The organism is Niallia sp. FSL K6-0212 (assembly GCF_038007605.1).
GTDB lineage: Bacteria > Bacillota > Bacilli > Bacillales > Cytobacillaceae > Niallia > Niallia circulans.
In genome coordinates this window covers 4,686,732-4,712,574 of record NZ_JBBOXL010000001.1, presented here as the reverse complement: position 1 = coordinate 4,712,574, position 25,843 = coordinate 4,686,732, and the positions used below count along the sequence as shown (strand labels likewise).

The following is a 25,843-nucleotide window of genomic DNA, read 5'->3' as shown; positions in this document are numbered from 1 at the left end:
AATAGAAGGGATAAAACGATGAGTTTAACAATAAAGGACATTGCACAATTGGCAGGGGTATCACCATCAACCGTTTCGAAAGTATTAAATAATTATGGCGAAATAAGTGAGATGACTAGAAAAAAGGTCATGACAGTTATTAATGAAATGGGCTACGCACCAAATTTTTCGGCTCGGTCACTGGCAACGAAAAAATCAAGTCTCATTGGACTTATCTATGCAGGTAAAATCAATGTAGACATGACTCATCCATATTTTAATGAAGTTATTTCGACTTTTAAGAAAAATATTGGATTGCTTGGATACGATATCTTAATGTTTTCTAATGAACAATTTCAAGGAAGTTATTTAGCAAGATGCAAGCACTTTAATTTGGATGGTTGTTTGATAATTGCAGGTGAAGAAGTGGAGGATGCTACATTTGAACTTGCTGAGAGCGGTTTTCCTTGTATTGGAATTGATATTGAATTAGTTGGTCCAAAAGCGAGCTACGTCATGACGGACAATGTAAATTTATCAAGGAAGGTAGTAGAACATTTTTATTTGAATTCTCTTAGAAAAATTGGTTATATCGGCGGGATGAGTGAATCCGTCATTTCTAATCTAAGGTTAAAGGGGTTCAAGGATGCGATGAATCAGTTTGGCCTTGAAATCAGGGAAGATTGGATTCAATATGGAGATTACCATGAAGAAAGTGGTTATATCGCAATGAAGAGAATACTTGAGTTGAAAGATTATCCAGAAGCTATTTTTGCTGCATCCGACTTAATGGCTTTAGGTGCACTAAGTGCTATTAAGGAAGCTGGACTTCATACACCTAGAAATATCCGAATTGTAGGATGTGATGATATTGCTGCTTCCCGCTATAGCGATCCTAAATTGACCACGGTCAAACAGGATAAGGAGAAAATCGGTAAATTATCTGCTTTTATGCTAAATGACTTGATAGAAGGAAAATCAAAATTAAAGCCAGTGTATACCGACTCTGAAATTATTGTAAGGGAAACGTGTGGGACGAACAAAGCCTTTAGGTGAGTTCAGGACTGATTTAGGAGCTTTCTTACATGAATAATAAGACTTGGATGGATGTTAGGAGGTTTTTTGGTGAACTATTATGCAGTATTTGATGTGGGAGGCTCCGCAATAAAATTTTCGCTTATGGATGAATTGGGAAACTTTATAGAAAAGTCTTCTGTTCCAACTCCCAAAGACGGAATTGATTCTTTCGTGGATACAATCGAAACTGTGGTGAAGAATTTTCAAGAAAAGAATGAGATAATCGGCATCGCCTTAAGTATGCCAGGAGCAGTAGATGTAGAAACAGGATTTATTAAAGGAACCTCAGCTCTTCCTTATATTCATGGGCCAAATATAAGGAATGTCATCCAAGAACGGACAAAATTACTTGTTGAGCTTGAAAATGATGCTAATTGTGCAGGGTTAGCGGAGGGATGGATGGGTGCTGCAAAAGAAGTCGATGATTATATATGTATTGTAATTGGGACTGGTATTGGTGGTTCTATTTTTCTAGATAAGAAAATTCGTCATGGCAGCCATCTTTTTGGAGCAGAATTTGGTTACATGATTTTAGAGGATTATCTGAATCAGCCGCTAGGGGAATCATGGAGTTCTCTTGCAGCAACTGGAGGTTTAATTAAGCAAGTTGCGAAACGGAAAAATTTGGATCCGATTACTCTGGACGGGCAAATTGTATTTAAGATGGCAGACGAAGGTGACTGGGAAGTACAGGAAGAAATAGAGAAATTTATTAAGCGCTTAGCTGTAGGAATTTATAATTTACAATACATTATTGATCCGGCAAAAATTCTAATCGGAGGAGCAATCAGTAAACGCGAAGGGCTTATTGAACAGATTAACGAAAAGCTAAAAATTATGAAACCAACTGAAGAGTGTTTAAACATCCAAGTTCAGCCATGCCGATTTGGAAATGACTCGAACTTAATTGGAGCTCTATACCATTTCTTACAAAGAACATCTAGTCCGTTAAGTGGTGTAACTGAAGGGGAAATGAATACATCTTCTTTAAAAACTATTTCTAGTTAAGCACGAATAGAAATTGGATTATGGATTCTGTTGTAAGGTTTAAACATAGGGGATAATTGCTTTTTAGTATTTTTTCTCATTCTCATTCACTTCTAGAGCTGGAAGGAATGTCATTTACGTGTTATAAGTTCCAGTATAAATTATTTGATTGCACATAAAATCATCCTTTCTTTTAATGTTGTGTGGTAACTTCATTTTACTAAAAAAGGATGATTTTTTTGTGCGTTTATTCAGAAATATATATGAAAGGGAGTCCAAAAAATTAGCTTTCACTCACATTTTGGACAGCCCCCCTTCTTACTATTTGAAGCTAGTTTTGTTCCAGCCTCTTATTTTATCAAGTGAATTATAATTCCTGCCCTTTATTAAAAGTCTTAAGATAGAATCTATTCGAATGACTTCCCTAGCAAGAATAATTCATGATATGATAGAAACTAGGATTCTTTAGAATGGAGGCATGGGCGTGTCAAATACCCCTAAAAATCGTACAAATGTTGATATATATGGAACACAATATACAATAATAGGGAAAGAACCTTCTAACCATGTTAGACTGGTTGCCTCCATAGTTGATGAAAAAATGCGTGAAATTCATGTTTTGAATCCCTCACTTGATACCAATAAACTTGCAGTACTTACCGCAGTAAATATAGTAAACGACTATGTAAAGCTAGAAGATCGAGTGAAAGAATTAGAGGAAGAATTAAAAAGAAGAGAAAAGGACTGACAATGTTCATGTTAGATATTATTTTGGTTATATTGCTGCTTTTTGGTCTTCTTAGAGGACTAAAAAGAGGATTTATTATGCAAATTATACACTTAACAGGATTTATTGTTGCGTTTATTGTTGCTAATAAATATTACATCCCGCTATCGCAAAAATTAACACTATGGATTCCATATCCAAATATAGGAGAAAGTAGTTTGCTGCAATCTTTTATTCAAACGGCAAATATAGAAGACGTCTTTTACAGAGGGTTCTCCTTTGTTGTGATATTTTTTGTGGTGAAAATCGTTTGGCAAATTATTGGAAGTATGATAGATTTTGTTGCTAGTATTCCAATCTTAAAACAGTTAAATACATGGGCTGGAGCGGTCCTAGGATTTGTCGAAACGTATTTGCTATTATTCCTTCTATTATTTATTTCTATTTTAATCCCGGTTGATTTTATTCAAGCTCAATTAAATGAATCCTCGGTTGCCGCATGGATGATAGAAAACACTCCATATTTTTCAGAGAAAATAAAAGATTTATGGTTTGATTATATGGCTTCATAGAAAGAGGAAACTCTTCTAGCTTTATATGTAGCTAGAGAGTTTTTTTGTTTAGTTTAAACAGGTACTACATAATTATTGAATTTATATAGTTCATGGTATGATAGGTAGATGAGAAGAAGAGTTATTTTACATATGTGGGTGATAAAGGATGATTACAAATAAAGATATTATTCGATTATTAGAGCAAATTGCGATATATATGGAGCTGAAAGGAGAAAATCCATTTAAAATCTCTGCCTTTCGAAAAGCGGCCAATACGATTGAAACAAGTGAATTGAACTTAACCGACATAACCGATCTAACGGAACTGCCGGGAATAGGAAAGGGAACAGCTGCTGTTATAGAAGAATATCTAAAAGAAGGCAAGTCGTCTGTTTTACAAGAGTTAAAAGACGAAGTTCCAAAAGGATTAATACCATTGCTGCAGCTGCCAGGTCTCGGTGGGAAAAAAATCGCAAAATTATATAAAGAGTTGTCTGTCGAAAATGCAGAGGATTTAAAAAATGCATGCTTAAAAGGAGAAGTGCAAGCATTAAAAGGTTTTGGCAAAAAGACAGAAGAAAAAATTATGGAAGCCCTTCAAAATGCCGGATCTCGCCCAGAGCGACTGCCAATTGCATTTATGATTCCGATAGCAGTCTCCATTGAGGAACAACTAGCTAAGATGGAAGGGGTTGTGCAATACTCTAGAGCCGGAAGTTTAAGAAGAGTTAGGGAGACGATTAAAGATTTAGATTTTATTGTCGCCACAAATGCTCCTGATCAGGTGAAAGAGCAATTGCTTCAGCTTCCGTCTATAAAAGAAGTAATAGGAGCAGGATTGACAAAAGTTAGTGTAATACTAGGGCTGGATTATGACGTTTCTATCGACTTTCGGTTAGTGAAACCAGAGGAATTTGCAACAACCTTACATCATTTCACAGGTTCAAAAGAACATAATGTGCGAATGAGACAGCTAGCTAAGGAACGCGGAGAAAAAATAAGCGAGTATGGCGTTGAAAATAATGAAACAGGCGAAATAAAAACCTTTAAGACAGAAGAAGCGTTTTATCATTATTTCGAACTGCCCTTTATTCCTCCTGAAATAAGAGAAGATGGAAAAGAGGTAGAAAATTATTCAGATGATAGTGAGCTTATTTCCTTGGAAGATATTAAAGGAGATTTGCATATGCATACCACTGCAAGCGATGGTGCACATACATTAGAAGAAATGATAGAAGCAAATCGAAAATTAGGCTATCAATACATGGCTATTACAGACCATTCTCAATATTTAAAGGTTGCCAATGGATTAACACCAGATAGAGTGAGAAAGCAAATAAAAGAAATTAAAAGGTTAAATGCTAAATATGAAGATATAACTATTTTAGCTGGTGCTGAGATGGATATATTACCAGATGGCACACTAGATTATGATGATGAATTATTGAAAGAATTAGATATTGTGATTGCCTCTATCCATTCTGCTTTTTCACAATCGAAAGATAAGATAATGAATAGATTAAAAGCTGCCATGGAAAACAAATATGTTGATATCATTGCACACCCAACTGGTAGGAAAATTGGCAAAAGAGATGGTTATGATGTTGACATGGAAATGCTCATTCAATTAGCGAAAGAAACGAATACTGTCTTGGAATTGAATAGTAATCCTAACCGCTTAGATTTAAATGCAGCACATGTCAAAATGGCACAGGATGCTGGCGTAAAGATTGTCATAAATACAGATGCTCATTATAAGCATGAGCTTAATAATATGGCCATCGGAGTATCCACCGCGAAAAAGGGCTGGATAAAAAAATCTACTGTATTGAATGCTATGTCCAAAGAGGAATTATTAGCCTTCTTATATAAAGGTAATTAAGTATGCTTGGATGAGAATGGGGGAATCTGCAAGGTATAGCTGTTTTCGCCTCCGTCCAAGTCATGACGTGAAAAGCATTCTCTCTGTTGAAAAGGGATAGCTTAATGGAAAAGAACGCTCTAAAAGTCAGAAGAACCAATAAAAAATATGATTAAACCCGAAATGGGGATAGCAAAGGAGATTACTCCATGCAGGAAAGAGTATTTAAAACGTTAGAATTTGATAAAATTAAAGATCAATTAATCGAGCATGCATCTTCTTCATTGGGAAGAAATAAAGTGGAGGAATTAGTTCCATCTACTGATTATAATGAAGTTGTAAGCTGGCAAGAAGAAACAGATGAAGCTGCTAAGGTATATCGCATGCGTGGATCCATCCCTCTTGATGGAATCTATGATATCCGCGCCCATGTGAAAAGATCCTCTATTGGCGGTATGCTTAGTCCAGCTGAATTAAATCAGATTGCCAGTACCGTTCATGCTAGTAGACAAATGAAACGATTTATTGAAGAATTTCATGAAGAAGAGCCTATTCCGATACTGTTTACTTTAACAGACAGTATCATGGTGCTTGTCGAAGTAGAAGAAGAAATCAAGATGGCTATTGATGAACAAGGTGCAGTGATGGATAGTGCAAGTGATGCCCTTAGAACATTAAGAAATCAGCTGCGTAGAAATGAATCAAAAGTACGAGAGAAACTAGAAAGTATGATTCGTTCTTCAAGTGCCCAAAAAATGCTGTCTGACAGTATTATTACAATCAGAAATGATCGGTATGTTATCCCGGTTAAGCAAGAATATCGAGGCAATTATGGGGGGATTGTTCATGATCAAAGTGCCTCTGGGCAAACCCTCTTTATTGAACCACAGTCTGTAGTGACACTAAATAATGAACTTCAAGCTATTCGGGTCAAAGAACAACAAGAAATTGATCGTATCTTAACGCAATTAACGGCACTCGTAGCACAATATGAAGAAGAGCTATTGCATATTGTCACTGTATTAGCAGAAATTGATTTTATGTTTACAAAAGCAAAATATGCTCATCGGTTAAAAGCATCCAAACCAAAAATTAATAATGAAGGAAAGATTGTTCTGCTTAAAGCGAAGCATCCACTTATACCGCCAGAGGTTGTGGTGGCGAATGATATTATTCTTGGGGATTCCTATACATCTATCGTTATTACCGGACCAAATACGGGCGGTAAAACAGTAACTTTAAAAACAGTAGGTCTATGTACTTTAATGGCACAAGCAGGCCTGCAGATTCCAGTATTAGACGGTTCGGAAATGGGCGTTTTTAAATCTGTATACGCAGATATAGGGGATGAACAATCCATTGAACAGTCTTTAAGTACGTTCTCTTCCCATATGGTTAATATTGTTAGTATTCTTGAAAAAGTAGATCATGAAAGTCTTGTTTTATTTGATGAGTTAGGAGCTGGAACAGATCCTCAAGAAGGAGCAGCTCTAGCTATTTCGATTCTCGATGAAGTAAACAAACGCGGAGCAAGAGTTATTGCGACTACTCATTATCCAGAGTTAAAGGCTTATGGATATAATCGCGAAGGCGTTGTAAATGCAAGTGTGGAATTTGATATTGAAACATTAAGCCCGACATATCGATTACTTATTGGAGTACCGGGAAGAAGTAATGCCTTTGAAATTAGTAAGCGGTTGGGCTTAAAGGAAGATGTGATTAATACAGCTCGGTCACATGTAAGCGAGGATAGCAATAAAATCGAGAATATGATTGCCTCCCTGGAGAATAGTCGTAAGCAAGCGGAAAGAGAGCATGAAGAAGCGAAAGATTTATTAAAACAAGCGGAAATGCTACATCGTGATTTACAGAAACAAGTAATGGAATATTACGAGAAGAAAGAAACACTGCAAGAAAAAGCAAAAAGAGAAGCGAAAGAAATTATCGAAAATGCTAAAAAAGAGGCCGAAGCTGTTATTGGCGATTTACGAAAAATGCAGCTCGAAAAACGAGCAGAAGTAAAAGAACATGAACTAATTGATGCAAGAAAACGTTTAGAGGATGCAACACCACAAATAGAAAGACAAAAACAACCAGCTGCGTCGAAGACGAACCATGTTTATCAGCCTGGCGATGAAGTAAAGGTTCTAACCTTTAATCAAAAAGGACAATTACTAGAAAAAGTTTCCGATAAAGAATGGCAAGTCCAAATTGGTATTATGAAAATGAAGGTCAAAGAAAAAGATCTTGAATTCATCAAAGCACCAAAGGTGGTAGAAACAAAACCACTAACCACGATAAAAGGAAAGGATTATCACGTTAGCTTGGAGTTAGATTTACGTGGCGAGAGATTCGAAAATGCTCTTGCTCGAGTAGAAAAGTATATAGATGATAGTCTGCTTGCTGGCTATCCACGAGTCTCCATTATTCATGGAAAAGGAACAGGAGCCCTTCGTTCAGGTGTTCAAGAGTATTTGAAAAATCATCGGGCTGTAAAAAGGATTCGTTTTGGAGAAGCAGGAGAAGGCGGCAGTGGTGTAACGGTTGTCGAATTTAAATAAACTTTCTTTTGGGAGAATAAAGGTAGAGGAGAAACCTTATGGCACAATTTTGGGAAAATGAATATGTAAAAACGGCCGGCGATTATAGTGTTGTTATTTTAAGCCTTGTTGTATTTTTAGCTATATTTGAACTTGTAACAAAATATAATAATTGGGATGAAATAAAAAATGGGAATCTAGCAGTTGCGATGGCGACAGGCGGGAAAATCTTTGGAATAGCGAATGTTTTCAGCCATTCGATTATGCAAAATGATTCTTTACTGAAAATGATTATCTGGGGTGTATATGGTTTTGTCCTATTGTTAATTGGTTATTTCATCTTTGAATTTTTAACCCCTAAATTTAATATTGACGATGAAATAAAAAATGATAATCGAGCAGTCGGCTTTATTTCTATGATTATTTCTGTTGGTTTATCTTTTGTAATTGGGGCAGGTATCTCTTAATAAATATAGTATTTTAAAGGGAGCTAGGACATAAAAATTCCAGCTAAAAAGCCAAACAAATCACATTCGCATGATTGTTTGGCTTTTTTAGTTACATTTAAAAAGGCTGTTTTTTATGCGGAATTGTGTCAATTAAGGGGAAAGTAGGCTTATACATAATCCAATGAATATGTTCCTCCATATAATAAGCTAGTACAACAATAGAATTAAATGGAGGAATTGTGTTGGAAACAGAGAAAAGATGGTTAAAACTTTATCCTGATCAAATTGCCAAAAATGTTTATTATCGTGCAGATACTCTCCCACAATTATTAAAATACGCGGCAAATGAGTATCCAAAACATAAAGCTATTCATTTTATGGGAAAAGAAATGACGTTTAAAACACTTTATAAGAAAACATTGCAATTTGCAGCATATTTGCAGCACTTAGGTGTAAAAAAAGGGGACAGGGTTGCAGTAATGCTGCCGAATATTCCACAAACAGTTATTAGTTTCTATGCAATCTTGCAGGCGGGAGCTATTGCTGTACCAGTAAATCCGCTTTATCAAGAGCGAGAAATAGAATTTATTATGAAAGATTCAGGGGCGAAAGTAATTATAACATTAGATATGCTCTACAACAGAGTGGAAAGAGTAATGAAGCAAACAGATCTTGAACATATTATTGTTACATCTATTAAAGATTATCTCCCATTTCCCAAAAATATTGTCTATCCATTCATTCAAGCGAAAGAGCAAGGAAAACCTCCAACAATTACATCATCAAACTCTACTCATCTATATACCCAAACATTAAAGTCCAAAGAATCAGTCCTAAAGGAAGTACCGATAAATTTTGAAGAAGATATAGCGATTCTACAATACACTGGCGGAACGACAGGTTTTCCAAAGGGAGTTATTCTCACCCATCAAAATTTAGTAGCCAATACTTCTATGTGCAGACAATGGCTATATAAGATGGAAAAGGGAAAAGAAAAAATGCTTGCCGTCATGCCATTATTTCATGTGTATGGACTTATGACAGTTCTTGTATTATCAGTAATGGAAGTATATAAAATGATTCTTGTTCCGAAATTTGATGCGAGTGGTTTGTTAAAAACAATCCATAAACAAAAGCCAACTGTCTTTCCAGGAGCACCTACTATCTACATTGGTTTAATGAATCATCCAGACATAAGCCAATACGATCTTTCCTCGATTAAAGGAGCGATTAGTGGTTCTGCTCCATTACCAGTTGAGGTTATTGAGAAATTTGAGGAAAAGACAGGCGGGAAAATAGTAGAGGGCTATGGATTAACGGAAACATCTCCTGTTACCCACGTGAATTTTCTTTGGGACAATGAAATTGTAAAAGGAAGTATTGGTGTTCCTTGGCCAGGGACTGATGCAGCTATTTTTTCATTAGAGTCAGGTGAAATATTGCCAGTGGGAGAAGTTGGGGAGCTTGCAATTAAGGGGCCGCAAGTGATGAAAGGATATTGGAACAATGATGAAGAAACCAATAAGGTTTTAAAAGATGGCTGGTTACTAACTGGTGATATCGCATATATGGATGAGAAAGGGTATTTTTATATCGTCGATCGGAAAAAGGACATTATCATTGCAGGCGGCTTTAATATCTATCCTCGTGAAATTGAAGAAGTTTTGTATGAGCACCCAGCTGTCATGGAAGCATCAGTTGTGGGAGTGAAGGATCCTTATAGGGGAGAGACAGTGAAAGCATTTATTGTATTGCGCGAAGGAATGACGGTTACAGAAGAAGAACTGAATCAGTTTATGCGTAGGAAATTGGCATCTTTTAAAGTACCTCGTATTTATGAATTTAGAGAAGAACTTCCGAAAACAGCAGTAGGAAAAGTATTAAGAAGACAATTGAAGAAAGAAAGTGAAGAAGAAAATGAGTAATGAATCATTGCAGATTGTGGTTTTATTATCGAGAACCGTTTCTCCTGAGGCTACCCTCGTACTTGAAGAAGAACAAGTACTGGTAGAGGAAAAAGAGTTTATCATCAATCCACCAGATGCGATAAGTTTAGAAGAAGCCCTACAATTAAAAGAAAAATATGGTGGGCATATAACGGTGCTGATGGTAAGTAAAAAAGAAGGAGAAAAGCAATTGAGAACAGCTTTAGCTATGGGAGCAGATCAAGCTGTTTTAATAGAATCTAATCCTGATGAAGATCATCCAGCTCATATAGCTAAAAAGATACAAGAATATTTGCAAAATATAGACTACGATGTTCTATTAGCAGGAGATTTTTCTACAGATGGAGCAACAAGTCAAGTAGGTCCTAGGGTTGCTGCTTTATTAGATATTCCCTACTTTGTGAAAGCAATTCGAATCGAACAAGAGGAAAAACATGCAAAAATTAAAAGAAATGCAGATGGAGACATCGAAACATATCAAGTTCCGTTTCCTTTTTTAGCTACCATTCCACAAAGTTTACACGTTCCAAGATTGCCATCACTTGCTGGGATCATGAAAGCAAAAAAGAAGCCTTTTCGATTTATCCAGGTAAAGGAAAACCACGCAAAAACGCTCAGCCACTATTCATATCCACAATTAAATCGTAAAAAAATGATGTTGCAAGGGGAAATAAAAGATCAAGTTGCTTCCTTATCCAAATTATTAAAGTCATTGTAATGGAGGAGTTAATATGAAGGGAAAAATCGTTGTGGTGGGAGAACATCAAGAAGGAAAAATTGCCTCCATTACCCTTGAGTGTATTTCAGCAGCAAAGGAATTAAAAACGGAGGCAGAAACAATTCTCTTGCTAATGGGAGAGGATATGAGAACGAACGCATCTGAATGGAATGAAACGGATGTCGATCAAATCATTATCGTGGAACACCCTTTGTTAGCTAGATTTTCGAATGAATCATATATAAAAGCCCTCTTATCTGTTTGGGAACAACTTGAACCCTCTATTCTTTTATGTGGACACAATGATATCGGCAGATCCATCTTCCCGTATTTAAGTGAGAAATGGAATCTACCCTTACTTTCAAATATAGAGAGTTTTGTCCTTCATGATAACAAACTGTCTATAACTCGGTCTGCTTATTCTGGTAAATTAACGGAACGAACAGAAGTGGAAGGTTCTTCTTTTCTTATAACAATAAAGCCTAAAAAATGGAAGCCTCTCCCAAAGAAGGAGAAAACAAAACCAGCTGTCCATTCTTTGAAAGTAAATATCGATAAGCCAGTAGCTACTTTAATTGGACTCGAACAAAAAAGAGAAAAGGCAGCTGGCTTAGTGGATGCAAAAATTATCGTGGGCGCTGGAAGAGGTATTCAAAATGAAGAGGGATTTGCACTAGTGAAGAAATTAGCTGACACTCTTGGAGGAACAGTCGGTGTTTCCAGAGGTGCAGTAGAATTAGGAGTATGTGATGCTTCCATTCAGCTTGGACAGACAGGAAAAACCGTGGCTCCAGATATATACATCGCCTGCGGAATTTCAGGGGCTATTCAACATCTTGTTGGCGTTACGTCTGCCAAAACCATTATTGCTATTAATAAAGATCCAAATGCTCCAATTTTTGAAGTAGCTGATTATGGGATTGTGGGAGATATTTTTGAAATAATACCTTCTTTATTAAAAGAATGGGAATGATCTAATTATAGGTGAATGTATTAGCTGATAGTAGGGGAAAATGATATTTGAAACATATTATTAGTATCATCAAAGAAACCATGGTATACTTTCGATATTGTTAGTTTATCAAATAAGGAGGCAAATTATAAATGGCCATTACACATGCAACAGATCAAACATTCCAAGAAGAAACAGGTTCAGGTGTAGTATTAGTAGATTTCTGGGCACCATGGTGCGGACCTTGTAAAATGATCGCTCCAGTTCTTGAAGAACTTGACGGCGAAATGGGAGATAGCGTAAAAATCGTTAAAGTAGATGTAGACGAAAACCAAGGATCAGCATCTAAATTTGGCGTAATGAGCATCCCAACTTTACTTGTTCTTAAAGACGGTGAAGTAGTAGATAAAGTAGTTGGATTCCAACCAAAAGAAGCTCTTTCTGAACTATTAGCTAAACATGTTTAATGAACTCTTTCTTTTTTTGAAAGAGAAAGACCTGTAGACACTCCTAGTGTCTGCAGGTTTTTTGATGGAGAAAATAAACTTGTGGTATAAAAGTGAAGCATAAGAATAATCCGATAAAAGCAGATCAAGTTATCAACATTACATCGCAATAAAATCCTAATTCTTCATGTAAGCATAAACCGTTTTCCCTAAAATATTCCCATTCCATACTTTTTCCTTGATGAATCGATGAAATTCTCTATAATTAGAGAAGATAGTATATATGTTCGTTTATAAGGTTTGTGAGCTGGGAGGGAAAATTGTGAACGACATCATTAAAAATAAATTAATGATCTTACCTGATCAGCCTGGATGTTATTTGATGAAGGACCGACAAGGTACCATTATTTATGTAGGAAAAGCAAAGGTATTAAAAAATCGAGTTCGCTCCTACTTTACAGGCTCTCATGATGGTAAGACATTAAGACTAGTCAATGAAATTGAAGATTTTGAATACATCATAACCTCTTCCAATATTGAAGCATTAATATTAGAAATAAATTTAATTAAGAAGCATGATCCAAAATATAATATTATGCTGAAGGATGATAAAAGCTATCCATTTATTAAATTGACGGCTGAAAGGCATCCAAGGCTGATTACAACTCGAAATGTAAAGAAAGATAAGGGCAAGTACTTTGGCCCATATCCAAACGTCCAAGCAGCAAATGAAACGAAAAAACTTCTTGATCGTATTTACCCTTTACGTAAGTGCAATGTGCTGCCAGATAGAGTTTGTTTATATTATCATTTAGGACAATGTTTAGCTCCTTGTGTAAATGAGGTTACCGAACAAGAATACAAGAAGATGACTGATGATATCACCAAGTTCTTAAATGGTGGATATAAAGATATTAAAAAAGAACTATCTGAAAAAATGATGGCAGCATCAGAAGAATTAGACTTTGAGCGCGCCAAGGAATACCGCGACCAAATCGCTCATATCGAGGCAACAATGGAAAAGCAAAAAATGATGATGACGGATTTAATAGACAGAGATATTTTTGGCTATTCCTATGATAAAGGCTGGATGTGTGTTCAAGTATTTTTTGTTCGTCAAGGAAAGTTAATTGAACGCGATGTAAGTACGTTTCCAATTTATCAAGAGCCTGAAGAGGAAATGCTAACATATCTAGGTCAGTTTTATGAGAAAGCCAATCATTTTAAACCAAAGGAAATTTATCTTCCAGACGAGATCCAAGGAGATATTGTCGAAGAATTATTAAATGTAAAAGTGATAAAGCCACAGAGAGGGCAAAAAAAGGAACTTGTATTATTAGCTAATAAAAATGCGAAGAATGCTTTAACAGAGAAGTTTGCATTAATCGAACGTGATGAGGAGCGTACGATAAAAGCAGTGGAAAACCTAGGCAGACAAATGGGGATTTACACACCTCTGCGGATTGAAGCATTTGATAACAGTAATATTCAAGGGACGAATCCGGTTTCAGCGATGATTGTCTTTATCGATGGAAAACCAGCGAAACGAGAATACCGCAAGTATAAAATCAAATCGGTAAAAGGACCAGATGATTATGAATCCATGCGGGAAGTAGTTCGAAGAAGATATCAGCGCGTTTTAAAAGAAGGGCTGCCACTTCCAGATTTACTATTAATTGATGGTGGAAAAGGGCATCTTGAAGCAGTTAGAGAAGTTCTACTCGATGAATTAAGCTTAGATATTCCAGTTGCTGGCTTAGTAAAGGATGATAAGCACCGCACTTCTCAACTACTATTCGGAAATCCATTGGAGATTATCCCGCTTGAGCGAAATAGTCAGGAATTCTATTTATTACAAAGAATCCAAGACGAAGTTCACCGCTTTGCAATTACGTTTCATCGTCAATTAAGAGGGAAGAATGCTTTTCAGTCTTTATTGGATGACATTCCTGGAATTGGAGAAAAGCGCAGAAAATTACTTTTAAAAACCTTTGGATCTGTGAAGAAAATGAAAGAAGCTACGATCGAAGAATTTGTGGAAGCAGGTATTCCCGCAAATGTGGCTGAACAATTACTTGCTAAATTAAAGGAATAAAAAATTTATTTGTCGGAATGAATCCACTGTGCTATAATGATGGCAACTTATAACTTAATAAGTGAAGGTAGAGGTGCGAACTTCAAGAGTAATAATTCGGAGAAGAATGAGCTTCAGGGAAGAATTATGAAAGGGATAGATCGCCGAAGTAAGGAAAGTTCTCATGACTTTCTTTGCTGGTTTTGCATTGAATAAATGTAAGACTGTCAAAACAAGGAACTGTTTTGGAGAGCTATCTCACTGTTTGTGCATAAATATATTATATTCAACTGCACGGCAATGAGATATTCTCATTGCTTTTTTTATTTGTCTTTTATTCATTAAGATAGCCAAAGAGAAATAAAAAGTACATAAAGAAAAGTAATGAGAAATAAAAAGAAACCTCTAAGATTACAAGAAGGTAGGGAATGAAGTGGGATTAGTTGTACAAAAGTTTGGTGGTACTTCCGTAGGCAGTGCAGAAAGAATTCTTCATGTAGCAGAAAGAGTAATCGAAGAAAGAAATCGTGGCAATGATGTAGTCGTCGTCGTATCCGCTATGGGGAAAACAACCGATTCGCTTGTAACGCTTGCAAGTGAAATAAATCCAAAGCCATCTAAAAGAGAAATGGATGTCTTACTATCCACAGGAGAGCAAATTACCATCAGCTTACTATCTATGGCTTTACAGGCAAAAGGAGTAGACGCCATTTCCTATACTGGCTGGCAAGCAGGAATAGAAACAGAGGATGTTCATGGGAATGCGCGAATAGTAAAGATACAAACAGAAAAAGTACAAGAACAGCTACAACAAGGAAAAGTAGTAGTAGTTGCTGGATTTCAGGGAGTGACTGACACAGGGGATATAACAACACTTGGACGAGGTGGATCTGATACAACGGCGGTTGCGATTGCAGCAGCTTTAAAAGCAGATAAATGTGATATTTACACAGATGTAACAGGCGTTTTTACAACCGACCCTCGTTTTGTGAAAAGTGCACGAAAACTATTAGCGATTTCTTATGATGAAATGTTGGAATTAGCTAATTTAGGGGCAGGAGTCCTACATCCAAGAGCAGTAGAATATGCAAAAAACTATCAAGTACCATTAGTGGTTCGCTCAAGTATGGAACAAGAAGAAGGAACAATCATCGAGGAGGAAGTTTCCATGGAACAAAATTTAGTTGTACGCGGAGTGGCATTTGAGGACAATATTACGAGTGTGACGGTATTTGGCTTAAGAAATCCCTTAACAAGTCTCTCTACTATTTTCACCACCCTTGCGTCCCATCATATAAATGTCGATATTATTATTCAAAGCTTAACAAATGACCAGCTGACAAACTTATCTTTTTCGATAAAAGATAGTGACTTAGAAGAAACATTGAATGTGCTAGAAGAAAATAAAGCGGAATTAGGATACGATAAAGTAACTTCTGAACAAGGATTGGCAAAAGTATCGATAGTCGGTTCTGGAATGATTTCAAATCCTGGTGTTGCAGCAGATATGTTTAAAGTATTATCACAAGAAAAAATTATTATTAAAATGGTAAGCACATCCGAAATTAAAGTATCAACAGTAATTGAGAAAGAGAAGATGGTGAAAGCTGTAGAAATTCTTCACGATGCATTTGAATTAAGCAAATTGCCTGTGCATGTATAAGAAATGATTAGTAGAAGCAAAAAAGACTCCAAAGGAAGGAAGACTATTAAAATTCTTCTCTCCTTTAGAGTTCTTTTTACTCTTCTATAGGATCTTTACTATCCCAGCGAACCGTTATGGTTACTTTTTTTTCTTTTCTTTTTGGATCTTCAAAGGCTTCAGCAATAACCTTTTTTGTCTGTTCATATTGTTGAGCTAAATAACCTGCTTCTAATTGAAATGTGCATTTCCCTTTTTCCTTTAATCTTTTTTCAATCAGCTCGCTGGATAATTGATAGATAATTTCGTTTTTTGTTTGCTTAACTACTTCTAAATTTCCCCATCCGACTTTTTGAAAAAAAGCGTACGCTTCTTCTACAGCATTTAAAGGAAATAATCGGGCAATACGTTTACCGGCCCAATATAACAGATCAGGCGTATCCCGGCCTAATAATTCGGGGATAAGTATCTCTCGAATTAATTCATATCCATATGCGGGAACAGTAAGGGGATCTGACTCCACCTGTGTTTTTTCTTCTAAGGATGTTAAATCACTCAATATGCTCTCCTCTTTCTATGATTCTATTATATTTACATAATTACAAGATAGTCTCTTCATAAAAGTAATCATTTTGGCATTTGTGATATTTCCATACATTGGTTATGCCAAAAGTACGGAATCCAAATAAAATAGAATAAAATATATTGTCTAAATAGTATACTGTAAAAACGGAAAAAAATCATAAGAAAAGGGAACGATTTTTGAATTAGGGTGACTAAAAAACGGGAAAAATCTATTTGAAAATAAGCGATTTTTTAAATTATGTTTTAAAATATCTTTTCCTTTTAAAGGAAAAAGTTTTGCTTTCATAACGATAAAATCAATATTTGTTCATGTCCTTTGCATTGATTCTATTATTTGATTTGTATGTTAAATTTATGCGAAGAAGAGAAAAGAGGAAATTTTTCCTTTTTTTGGACATATAGATAGAAAAAAAGCGAAAGAAAATTTATTTAATGTATCCGTTTTCTTGACCGCATTTTTTTTTAAGAGTACAATTAAATTGTCACTAAATTGTAAGAATTTTTGGTTATGTTATCGCTTTATGGGCAATGGGAGTATGTCATCAATTAGGGGGGAATTTTATGGCAGCAAATCGAGAGTTTTTATTCAGAAGGCTTCACTCGTTATTAGGAGTGATCCCAGTAGGTGTATTTTTAATCCAACATTTAGTTGTCAATCACTTTGCAACTAGAGGTCCAGAAGCTTTTAACAAGGCAGCTGGCTTTATGGAGCATTTACCTTTTCGGTATTTTCTTGAAATTTTTGTAATATTTTTACCGATTTTGTATCATGCAATTTATGGAATTTATATTGCGTTTACAGCCAAAAATAATACAAAAAATTATAGTTTCTTTCGAAATTGGATGTTCTATATCCAAAGAGTGACAGGGATCATTACGTTAATTTTTATCGTTTGGCATGTTTGGGAAACAAGAGTAGCAGCTCAATTAGGCCAAGAAGTAAATTATGACATGATGAGTGAAAATTTAGCAAATCCTTGGATGCTTGCATTTTATTTAGTGGGTGTAATCTCCACGATTTTCCACTTCTCAAATGGTTTATGGTCATTCTGTGTAAGCTGGGGAATTACTGTTTCGCCAAAGTCTCAACGAATTAATACATATGTAACGCTAGGAATATTTGTTGCATTATCAATTGTAGGTGTACGAGCAATCTTCGCGTTTGTTTAATAAATACTAGATTAGTAGAGCAATAGATGAAGGAGTGAACGTTTGTTATGAAGAAAGGGAAAGTGATCATCGTTGGCGGTGGTTTAGCAGGATTAATGGCAGCAATCAAAGTAGCAGAGACAGGGACTCCTTTAGAATTATTTTCCCTTGTGCCTGTAAAAAGATCACATTCTGTTTGTGCTCAAGGCGGGATCAATGGAGCGGTGAATACAAAGGGAGAAGGAGATTCTCCATGGGAGCATTTTGATGATACGGTTTATGGCGGTGACTTCTTAGCAAACCAGCCACCGGTTAAAGCAATGGCGGAGGCAGCCCCGGGCATTATCCACTTGATGGACCGAATGGGAGTTATGTTTAATCGTACACCGGAAGGATTACTGGACTTCCGCCGTTTTGGAGGAACACAGTATCACAGAACCGCTTTTGCAGGTGCAACTACAGGACAACAGCTTCTATACGCATTGGATGAGCAAGTAAGAAGATACGAAGTCGACGGGCTTGTCGTGAAATATGAAGGCTGGGAGTTCCTTGGAATTATCACAGATGATGAAGGGGTATGCAGAGGAATTAAGGCACAGGATTTAAAAACAATGGAGATTAAGTCCTTCCCTGCAGACGCTGTTATTATGGCAACTGGCGGCCCTGGAATTATCTTTGGGAAATCCACAAATTCCATTATAAATACTGGTTCAGCAGCATCTGTTGTTTATCAGCAAGGAGCTTATTATGCAAATGGTGAATTTATTCAAATCCATCCAACTGCAATACCTGGTGATGATAAATTACGTTTAATGAGTGAATCAGCTCGTGGAGAAGGCGGTCGTATCTGGACGTATAAAGATGGAAAGCCATGGTATTTCTTAGAAGAAAAGTACCCAGCTTATGGAAACCTTGTACCAAGGGATATTGCCACACGCGAGATTTTCCATGTATGTGTCGATCAAAAGCTCGGCATCAATGGAGAAAACATGGTGTATTTAGATTTATCCCATAAAAATCCAAAAGAGCTTGATATTAAACTGGGCGGCATTATCGAGATTTACGAAAAATTCACTGGTGAAGATCCTCGTAAACTTCCGATGAAAATTTTCCCTGCTGTTCATTACTCCATGGGTGGATTGTGGGTAGATTACGATCAAATGACAAATATTCCAGGCTTATTTGCTGCTGGTGAATGTGATTATTCACAGCATGGAGCAAACCGCTTAGGTGCCAATAGCTTGCTTTCAGCAATTTATGGCGGCATGGTAGTTGGTCCGAATGCGGTTAAATATATAAGCGGATTAAGCAAAAGCGCAGAAGATTTATCATCATCCATATATGATTCCGCTATTAAAGCAGAAGAAGCTAAATGGCAGGGTATTTTGAAAATGGATGGAACAGAAAATGCCTATGTGCTTCATAAAGAATTAGGGGAATGGATGACAGATAACGTTACAGTAGTTCGTTACAACGATAAGCTGCTGGCAACAGATGACAAGATTCAAGAGCTGTTAGAGCGTTATAAAAATATTAATATCAATGATACAGCAAAATGGTCTAACCAAGGAGGCGTATTTACGCGTCAATTAGAAAATATGCTTCAGCTAGCACGTGTGATTACCCTCGGTGCATATAACCGAAATGAAAGCCGTGGAGCACATTATAAACCAGAATTTCCAGAAAGAAATGATGAAGATTTCTTAAAAACAACAATGGCTAAATTTGTGGGCGCAAATGAGGCACCAGATTTCCATTACCAAGAAGTAGATACCTCCTTAATTAAACCGAGAAAAAGAGATTATTCAAAGCAAAAAGAGGGAGTGAAATAAAATGGGGGAGCAAAAAACAGTAACATTACAAATTGAAAGACAAGATGACCCTAATTCACCATCTTATGTAGAAGAATTTACTTTGCCTTATCGTCCTAATATGAACATTATTTCTGCATTAATGGAGATTCGCAGAAATCCAGTTACAAGCGACGGAAAAAAAACCTCTCCAGTTGCTTGGGATATGAACTGTTTGGAAGAAGTTTGCGGAGCCTGTTCTATGGTCATCAATGGTAAACCACGCCAATCCTGTACAGCGCTTATTGATCAATTAGAACAGCCGATTCGTCTAGAGCCAATGAGAACATTCCCTGTGGTGCGCGATCTGCAAGTCGATCGAAGCCGCATGTTTGACAGCTTAAAGAAAGTTAAAGCATGGATACCAATTGATGGCACATATGATTTAGGACCTGGACCAAGAATGCCAGAGAAAAAACGCCAGTGGGCATATGAGCTATCGAAATGTATGACATGTGGAGTCTGCTTAGAAGCTTGCCCGAATGTAAATAGTAAATCTAATTTCATTGGACCAGCACCTCTTTCTCAAGTTCGTCTCTTTAATTCACATCCAACAGGAGAGATGAATAAAGAGGAAAGACTTCATGAGATAATGGGAGATGGCGGACTAGCTAACTGCGGTAACTCTCAAAACTGTGTGCAGTCCTGTCCAAAAGGCATTCCACTGACAACGTCGATTGCAGCCTTAAACCGAGAAACAACGTTCCAAGCATTTAAAGAGTTCTTTGGAAGTGATCATTAAACAAAAGACCACCAGTTAAGGTGGTCTTTCTTGTGTTAATATTTTTCCTTAAATTGGTGATAAGCGAAAATGAATTCCTCTGCTATTGTTTGTTCCTCGCTAGCTAGTCTACTAACATTTGTCTCTAGATATTCAATGGCATCTTCCAGGGCTTGCAGATTCTCTGTTAAGATACGTTTATCTTCCTCATTTTTTATATCAGCAGTCTTTTGCCCGTAATCATACTGGTATAATGTATCATATACTTCATTATTACTGGCCGCTAAGGCCATTTTTCTTTGCAAGCATGGCAGACAAATTCCGCATGGTACTTTCGCTGATATATACCCATCTCCTCTCATCCGGAGACACTCTGCCGTGTTTTTTATTTGTAGCTTATATTCTTTAGGCATCTCATTGATCACACGATAGAAGGGGCGATGTAAGATAGGCGTTTGGATAGTCAAATCAAGCTCCAAACCGGAATAAAGAGCATTTAATAAATTAAATGTTTTTGGATGAGTAGCTTTAAGCAGTACATTCCCATTGATAGAAATGTCCTTATTAATTTTGCTATTTTGATAGACATATACATTGCCTTTCCCGTTAAAATATGTTTTTGCTGCTGCAATCGATACAAGCAAGCATATGCTTGCGGCTGATCGTTTTCTTCTGACCTTCTTGCAAATCGCCGAACCTAAATGAATGATCTCTCCAGAATCTGAAACATTACTGCGCAAAAAAGCAGCTAGTTTTTCCTGTTTACTCTGTTCATTGTTCATGTTTTTAAGTCGAATGTAGTCTGAGGCGATGGGTAGATCTGGGAATTTATTTTTCGCAACACCCACAAGTGATGCCATATCATCCAAAAACAATGTTACTTCCTGATTATTTGGAAGGAAAAATGATGGAGCCAACAGCGCTGCTTCATTTTGCTGGAAATTCAGATAAACTGGTTCATCCATTATCCAATCTATTAGCTCTTTTAAGACATCGTTATTTTTTTCCCAGAGACTTAAATTAAAAACAGGTACAATTAAGTGATTATTTTTTCGCGCCTTTTTCGTTTGTTGTTCAAAGTAAAATAGACTCCCCATAATCGTTACCATATCAATATATGGAGTACTGTTCTCTTCATAATCAAAATACATATCCTGAAGAATTTTTTTATGTAAATTTGTCAATAATTCAATGTTAAAGTCCATCTATATCACCAAAACTTTCTTTGATAACAGAAATTTACTACGATACCAAGGTTCATTGTTTAAATTATAACACGGTTTTTTAGAAAGTTTGGAAAAAGTGATTATAATTGCACGTACTACATTTTGACTATTTCATCCTGAAAATTCGTGTGTTGAAAGTTCATAAGTACGTAAAATTATAGTCAAATGATGGAAATGGAGTACTAATGATGAAAAACCGAAAAAACCTTTCCTAATTTGCTTAAATCCAGTCACTCCAAGGTGTCATCCTACATAATATATTCAGACTATAACTATACCCATCCCAAAGTTCATAGCTGGCAAAGGCAAGGAGGGTTACACTACTTGAAGGAGAATGAATTTACTCACAAGCCATTATTAACTAAAAGAGAAAGAGAAGTATTTGAGCTGTTAGTCCAAGATAAAACGACTAAGGAAATCGCGAGTGATTTATTCATAAGCGAAAAAACAGTTCGAAATCATATTTCTAATGCTATGCAGAAGCTGGGCGTGAAGGGGCGTTCACAGGCTGTTGTAGAACTCCTTAGAATGGGAGAACTAGAACTATAATAAAGAAGATGATCATGTATAAGCAGGCAGGAAATTCCACTCCTTACCCCGCTTATATGGGTCATCTTCTTTTTAATGTGAATAAGTAGTGGAATCATGGCTTTATTCGGCAATTTTTACATGGACATTAACTTTTCACCTTATACATTTACGAGGGGAGAATTGTAGATTATAATTAAAGGTACTGATTTATAGAAAATTGTCGGATATTCATTATATTTGTATATTTATATATGGGAGTTGTAATCATGATGACTGAAGAGAAAGATGTAAAGGAATACTTAGAGAATATAGCTACAATCGAAAAGGATATGCGCTACATATCTGGTATTATCAAACAAAAGGGGAGAGAGATTTTAAGTAATTATACGATGACTCCTCCTCAATTTGTGGCCTTACAATGGCTATTTGAAGAAGGAGATATGACGATTGGGGAATTATCTAATAAAATGTTCCTTGCGTTTAGTACTACGACAGATTTAGTTGATCGAATGGAAAAAAATCAGTTAGTCCAAAGAGTGAAGGATCCCAATGATCGACGTGTGGTTCGTATTCATATGCTAGAAGAAGGAAAAAGATTAATTGACGAAGTTATCAAGAAGCGTCAGGGCTATCTTCAAGAGGTATTAAATGAGTACTCAACGAAAGATATTGAAGAATTAAAGAAAAATTTTATGCGGTTACATCAAGTAATGCGAGAAAAATGAGGCGGTTTTTTGGAAAGAGCAATAGGGGTTATAGATTCTGGGGTTGGTGGATTAACAGTTGCAAAGGAGATAATGCGCCAGCTTCCTTTTGAAAATATCGTTTACTTAGGGGATACGGCAAGATGTCCATATGGCCCAAGAACGGGAGAAGAAGTGAAGAAATTTACATGGGAAATGACTAGGTTCCTGTTGAAGAAAAATATAAAGATGCTTGTGATTGCCTGTAATACAGCTACTGCGGTCGCACTAGAGGAGATACGCGAACAGCTGTCTATTCCGGTGATTGGCGTAATCGTTCCAGGTGCACGGACAGCAATAAAGGTAACGAAAAATAATTATATAGGCATGATTGGAACAATAGGTACTGTTCGAAGTCGGGCATATGAAACAGCACTAAAGAAGATTAATAATCGAGTTAGAACAGTTAGTTTAGCATGCCCGAAATTTGTCCCTTTAGTGGAGAGCGGCGAATATGATGGACCAGTCGCAAGGAAAATTGTGAAAGAAACGCTGTGGCCATTAAAGAATAAAGAGATAGATACTCTAATTCTTGGCTGTACCCATTATCCTTTGTTAGCAAAAGTTATACAGGAAGAGATGGGAAAAAAGGTTAAGGTAATTAGTTCTGGAGCAGAAACTGCCCGCGAAGTTAGTACTATTCTCAACCATCATGATGAACTTGCTTCTGAAGAGAATCAAGTAGAACATTATTTTTATACAACTGGATCAAAAGAGATGTTTGCCCGCATCGCGTCCAATTGGCTGAATCAAGAAATACATGCTGTTGAAACAGTTAAATTAACATAATAAAGAAGACTGCCTTCTGTCTCATTACATCATGTTTAGACGATTTTCTATCTAGACATTTTGCAATGAAAATAGGGAGACAGTCTTTTTTTTGAAAAAAATATCCTAAAGACGGTCTAAAAAAAATATAGGCTCGTATATATATTAGTACAAACTGTCTTAGGAGTGATGAAGATGTCTAAGAATAACAAATTGACCATTGTTTCAGCGGTTATCATATCATCTGTGTTGATCTCTGGTTGTAGCTTGTTAGGAGATAAAGAAAAAGTCGATCCACCGCAAACTACTTCGTATGAAGAGGATGCAGTTAAAAAGGAGGCGGACAAGGAAACGACAGGTGAAGTTGCGAAAGAGGATTCAATGCCAGTTGAATTATACTTAATGGATAAAAACGGGTATGTTGTTCCTCAAACTTTAAACCTGCCAAAAACGAATTCGATTGCAAAAGAAAGCCTGGAATATTTAGTTAAGGGTGGGAAAGTTTCTGAATTGCTGCCAAATGATTTCCAAGCAGTAATTCCTCAAGATACAAAAATAAGTATTAATGTAGATAAAGATAAAGTGGCTACTGTAGATTTTTCTAAGGAATTCAAAGAATACGAGGCTAAAGATGAAGAGAAAATCCTGCAATCCATTACATGGACATTGACACAATTTGATTCCATCGATAGTGTGAAACTTTCATTAAATGGTCATGAGCTGACAGAGATGCCTGTAAATAAAACGCCAATTCAAGGTGCATTAACAAGAGCTGATGGCATCAACATTAATACAGATGATGTCACAGACATTACAAACACAAGACCATTGACTGTTTATTATATTGGCGGAGAGTTGGACTCCTATTATTATGTGCCAGTAACGAAGCGTATTAGCAATGGCGAAGAAAATAATGTCGCTGCTGCAGTAGGAGAGCTAATAGAAGGACCTGGTATGGGCGGAGCAGCAGCACTAACAAGTTTATTACCTAATGACGTAAAGCTGTTGGATGATCCAATTGTAGAAGATGGCAAGGTTACGTTAAACTTTAACGAGAATATATATTCTAGTGGCTTAAATGGAGAAGAAAAGGTACTGGCTGATGAAGTATTAAATTCATTAGTATTATCCTTAACAGAGCAAGAAGGCATTGAAAGTGTTGCTGTTACTGTGAATGGAGAAGCAGATTTAGTGAACGCAGAAGGGGAAAGCTTAACTAAACCAGTGACTCGTCCAGAAAATGTAAATACTGGTAGCTTCTAATATTAATGGGTAAAGGGGATGAGAATGGTTATATTCTTATCCCCTTCTTCGTATGAGCGTTATTTTTTAGGAGACAAAAACTTTCCTTAGCAAATAATAAATATTACCTTATCACTTTACATTCATTTGGTAAAACACCTTTTTGAATCCACGTTTCGACCATATGATTAAAAAAATCAGGCATAGCGAAAGATACTCCATGGCCAATATTAGGGATAATCACGCCGATTCCATTCGAATTTGCCTCCACAATATCTTTTGCGGATTTTTTCATCATGGCTTTTTCCTTTTCACCAACCGTAACCAATATTTTTCCAGTGGCCTCTGCAAAATTTTTAGGGAGTTGAAAGGACATATTTTCTTCCAATACTCGAACAAGGGTATCAGAACTTATTTGACAACTTTCTTCATAATATTTTTCAAAATAGTCATCGCTGATATATAGTGTACTGGCTTGCAGTTTGGAAAAGGTTTTATTTTGAATTAATGGGTAGGTTAATGCAATAGTAGGTTTTATTATTTTCTTTGCCCATAAAATCGGTCTAACTGAAGCGCTATTGATTATGGCAAGATTCATTATATCTGGTTTCATACTGATCATTTCCACAATGACTTGAGAACCTAAAGAAAATCCAATTAAGATTACTTTCTTTCCTCTGGCTTTATCTTCCACTAATTTAATTTATGCTTCTGCACTCCCTTTTATAGTAAATTTAACTTTATCATTATTCAATCCATGTTCAGGTAAGAGGGGAACAACACAGTGATAATGAGTGAAGTATTGAATTTGCTTATCCCACATCCAATCACTTACTCCACCACCATGTATAAATAGCATCAGTGGAGCACTTTTATCACCATATTCCTGATAGTGTAAAGACATGTTTTACCTCTTTTCTTTGATTAGTGGTATAAATTGGCTTGTTATAATAAATACGTTCTAAGGGTGAAATTGTTTCGTTCAAATGAAATAACAATTTTATTTGAAGGTGTTATTTTTATTTAGTGATAAGTGATTCTAGGAATAATGGTTTGCTTTCTGTAGGTGAGCGAAT

22 protein-coding genes, 1 pseudogene and 1 riboswitch are annotated in these 25,843 nt (G+C 36.3%); of the genes and pseudogenes, 20 read left to right on the top strand and 3 right to left on the bottom strand.

Annotated elements, in window-relative coordinates; genetic code table 11:
• The first annotated feature begins 18 nt into the window (after positions 1–18).
• The 13 genes from MHH96_RS22785 (at position 19) to MHH96_RS22725 (ending at position 15,973) form a co-directional block, all read left to right on the top strand.
• Positions 19–1,035: a LacI family DNA-binding transcriptional regulator gene (locus MHH96_RS22785; RefSeq protein WP_047941916.1), complete on the top strand. Its 1,017-nt coding sequence runs from the start codon at positions 19–21 to the stop codon at positions 1,033–1,035.
• Positions 1,036–1,104: 69 nt separating this feature from the next.
• Positions 1,105–2,064 (top strand): ROK family protein, encoded by a 960-nt coding sequence (locus MHH96_RS22780; protein ID WP_095258059.1) that lies wholly within the window; start codon positions 1,105–1,107, stop codon positions 2,062–2,064.
• Positions 2,065–2,527: 463 nt separating this feature from the next.
• The gene (gene zapA, locus MHH96_RS22775; protein ID WP_047941918.1) at positions 2,528–2,791 is read left to right on the top strand and encodes a cell division protein ZapA; all 264 of its coding nucleotides are present in this window, start codon (positions 2,528–2,530) and stop codon (positions 2,789–2,791) included.
• Positions 2,792–2,799: 8 nt separating this feature from the next.
• A complete protein-coding gene (locus MHH96_RS22770) occupies positions 2,800–3,342 on the top strand; it encodes a CvpA family protein (protein ID WP_047942150.1) in 543 nt (180 codons plus the stop codon).
• 148 nt (positions 3,343–3,490) lie between these two features.
• Entirely contained in the window at positions 3,491–5,206 is a 1,716-nt protein-coding gene (gene polX, locus MHH96_RS22765; RefSeq protein ID WP_047941919.1) for a DNA polymerase/3'-5' exonuclease PolX, read from the top strand.
• Between the two features lie 188 nt (positions 5,207–5,394).
• A complete protein-coding gene (locus tag MHH96_RS22760; RefSeq protein ID WP_047941921.1) occupies positions 5,395–7,746 on the top strand; it encodes an endonuclease MutS2 in 2,352 nt (783 codons plus the stop codon).
• A 38-nt stretch (positions 7,747–7,784) separates the two neighbouring features.
• Positions 7,785–8,192, top strand: a complete 408-nt coding sequence (locus MHH96_RS22755) for a DUF350 domain-containing protein (RefSeq protein ID WP_047941922.1) — start codon at positions 7,785–7,787, stop codon at positions 8,190–8,192.
• 224 nt (positions 8,193–8,416) lie between these two features.
• Positions 8,417–10,099 carry a long-chain-fatty-acid--CoA ligase gene (locus MHH96_RS22750; protein WP_047941923.1) on the top strand — a complete coding sequence of 561 codons (1,683 nt, stop codon included), beginning with the start codon at positions 8,417–8,419 and terminating at the stop codon, positions 10,097–10,099.
• Entirely contained in the window at positions 10,080–10,838 is a 759-nt protein-coding gene (locus tag MHH96_RS22745) for an electron transfer flavoprotein subunit beta/FixA family protein (RefSeq protein ID WP_141232338.1), read from the top strand. Before MHH96_RS22750 ends, MHH96_RS22745 begins: the two co-directional genes overlap by 20 nt.
• 13 nt (positions 10,839–10,851) lie before the next feature.
• A complete protein-coding gene (locus MHH96_RS22740) occupies positions 10,852–11,811 on the top strand; it encodes an electron transfer flavoprotein subunit alpha/FixB family protein (protein ID WP_047941924.1) in 960 nt (319 codons plus the stop codon).
• A 131-nt stretch (positions 11,812–11,942) separates the two neighbouring features.
• Positions 11,943–12,257: a thioredoxin gene (gene trxA, locus MHH96_RS22735; RefSeq protein ID WP_047941926.1), complete on the top strand. Its 315-nt coding sequence runs from the start codon at positions 11,943–11,945 to the stop codon at positions 12,255–12,257.
• A 301-nt stretch (positions 12,258–12,558) separates the two neighbouring features.
• Positions 12,559–14,331, top strand: coding sequence for an excinuclease ABC subunit UvrC (uvrC, locus tag MHH96_RS22730; protein WP_047941927.1), 1,773 nt, complete (start codon positions 12,559–12,561; stop codon positions 14,329–14,331).
• A 60-nt stretch (positions 14,332–14,391) separates the two neighbouring features.
• Positions 14,392–14,574, top strand: a riboswitch (Lysine riboswitch).
• A 169-nt stretch (positions 14,575–14,743) separates the two neighbouring features.
• The gene (locus tag MHH96_RS22725) at positions 14,744–15,973 is read left to right on the top strand and encodes an aspartate kinase (protein ID WP_047941928.1); all 1,230 of its coding nucleotides are present in this window, start codon (positions 14,744–14,746) and stop codon (positions 15,971–15,973) included.
• 76 nt (positions 15,974–16,049) lie between these two features.
• Here the strand turns inward: MHH96_RS22725 and MHH96_RS22720 are convergent, their stop codons facing one another.
• Complete coding sequence (locus MHH96_RS22720) at positions 16,050–16,511, bottom strand: YslB family protein (protein WP_047941929.1); 462 nt, start codon at positions 16,509–16,511, stop codon at positions 16,050–16,052.
• Positions 16,512–17,098: 587 nt separating this feature from the next.
• On the opposite strand from MHH96_RS22720, the gene MHH96_RS22715 reads away from it, so the two are divergent.
• The 3 genes from MHH96_RS22715 to sdhB are packed head-to-tail and all read left to right on the top strand — an operon-like array spanning position 17,099 to position 20,278.
• Positions 17,099–17,707, top strand: coding sequence for a succinate dehydrogenase cytochrome b558 subunit (locus MHH96_RS22715; protein WP_047941930.1), 609 nt, complete (start codon positions 17,099–17,101; stop codon positions 17,705–17,707).
• A gap of 47 nt (positions 17,708–17,754) precedes the next feature.
• Positions 17,755–19,518, top strand: a complete 1,764-nt coding sequence (gene sdhA, locus MHH96_RS22710; RefSeq protein ID WP_047941932.1) for a succinate dehydrogenase flavoprotein subunit — start codon at positions 17,755–17,757, stop codon at positions 19,516–19,518.
• Position 19,519: 1 nt separating this feature from the next.
• Positions 19,520–20,278 carry a succinate dehydrogenase iron-sulfur subunit gene (gene sdhB / locus MHH96_RS22705; RefSeq protein ID WP_047941933.1) on the top strand — a complete coding sequence of 253 codons (759 nt, stop codon included), beginning with the start codon at positions 19,520–19,522 and terminating at the stop codon, positions 20,276–20,278.
• Between the two features lie 35 nt (positions 20,279–20,313).
• On the opposite strand, the gene MHH96_RS22700 is transcribed toward sdhB, so the two are convergent.
• Complete coding sequence (locus tag MHH96_RS22700; RefSeq protein WP_144546657.1) at positions 20,314–21,462, bottom strand: hypothetical protein; 1,149 nt, start codon at positions 21,460–21,462, stop codon at positions 20,314–20,316.
• Between the two features lie 345 nt (positions 21,463–21,807).
• Here MHH96_RS22700 and gerE point away from each other — a divergent pair, with 345 nt between their 5' ends.
• The 4 genes from gerE to MHH96_RS22680 all read left to right on the top strand — a co-directional run bounded on the left by gerE (position 21,808) and on the right by MHH96_RS22680 (position 24,788).
• Positions 21,808–22,032 (top strand): spore germination transcription factor GerE, encoded by a 225-nt coding sequence (gene gerE / locus MHH96_RS22695; RefSeq protein WP_016201768.1) that lies wholly within the window; start codon positions 21,808–21,810, stop codon positions 22,030–22,032.
• Positions 22,033–22,280: 248 nt separating this feature from the next.
• Positions 22,281–22,739, top strand: a complete 459-nt coding sequence (locus MHH96_RS22690) for a MarR family winged helix-turn-helix transcriptional regulator (RefSeq protein WP_047943546.1) — start codon at positions 22,281–22,283, stop codon at positions 22,737–22,739.
• Positions 22,740–22,748: 9 nt separating this feature from the next.
• Positions 22,749–23,546 (top strand): glutamate racemase, encoded by a 798-nt coding sequence (gene racE / locus MHH96_RS22685; protein ID WP_047943547.1) that lies wholly within the window; start codon positions 22,749–22,751, stop codon positions 23,544–23,546.
• A gap of 174 nt (positions 23,547–23,720) precedes the next feature.
• Positions 23,721–24,788, top strand: coding sequence for a GerMN domain-containing protein (locus tag MHH96_RS22680; protein ID WP_047943548.1), 1,068 nt, complete (start codon positions 23,721–23,723; stop codon positions 24,786–24,788).
• Between the two features lie 103 nt (positions 24,789–24,891).
• Here the strand turns inward: MHH96_RS22680 and MHH96_RS22675 are convergent.
• Positions 24,892–25,671 (bottom strand): annotated as a pseudogene (locus tag MHH96_RS22675) (alpha/beta fold hydrolase).
• Positions 25,672–25,843 lie beyond the last annotated feature (172 nt).

Coding starts and splice junctions, on each gene's coding strand:
- MHH96_RS22785 (WP_047941916.1), top strand. CDS start 19: ATGAGTTTAACAATAAAGGACATTGCACAATTGGCAGGGGTATCACCA.
- MHH96_RS22770 (WP_047942150.1), top strand. CDS start 2,800: ATGTTAGATATTATTTTGGTTATATTGCTGCTTTTTGGTCTTCTTAGA.
- polX (WP_047941919.1), top strand. CDS start 3,491: ATGATTACAAATAAAGATATTATTCGATTATTAGAGCAAATTGCGATA.
- MHH96_RS22760 (WP_047941921.1), top strand. CDS start 5,395: ATGCAGGAAAGAGTATTTAAAACGTTAGAATTTGATAAAATTAAAGAT.
- MHH96_RS22755 (WP_047941922.1), top strand. CDS start 7,785: ATGGCACAATTTTGGGAAAATGAATATGTAAAAACGGCCGGCGATTAT.
- MHH96_RS22740 (WP_047941924.1), top strand. CDS start 10,852: ATGAAGGGAAAAATCGTTGTGGTGGGAGAACATCAAGAAGGAAAAATT.
- trxA (WP_047941926.1), top strand. CDS start 11,943: ATGGCCATTACACATGCAACAGATCAAACATTCCAAGAAGAAACAGGT.
- MHH96_RS22715 (WP_047941930.1), top strand. CDS start 17,099: ATGGCAGCAAATCGAGAGTTTTTATTCAGAAGGCTTCACTCGTTATTA.
- sdhA (WP_047941932.1), top strand. CDS start 17,755: ATGAAGAAAGGGAAAGTGATCATCGTTGGCGGTGGTTTAGCAGGATTA.
- sdhB (WP_047941933.1), top strand. CDS start 19,520: ATGGGGGAGCAAAAAACAGTAACATTACAAATTGAAAGACAAGATGAC.
- MHH96_RS22700 (WP_144546657.1), bottom strand. CDS start 21,462: ATGGACTTTAACATTGAATTATTGACAAATTTACATAAAAAAATTCTT.
- MHH96_RS22690 (WP_047943546.1), top strand. CDS start 22,281: ATGATGACTGAAGAGAAAGATGTAAAGGAATACTTAGAGAATATAGCT.
- MHH96_RS22680 (WP_047943548.1), top strand. CDS start 23,721: ATGTCTAAGAATAACAAATTGACCATTGTTTCAGCGGTTATCATATCA.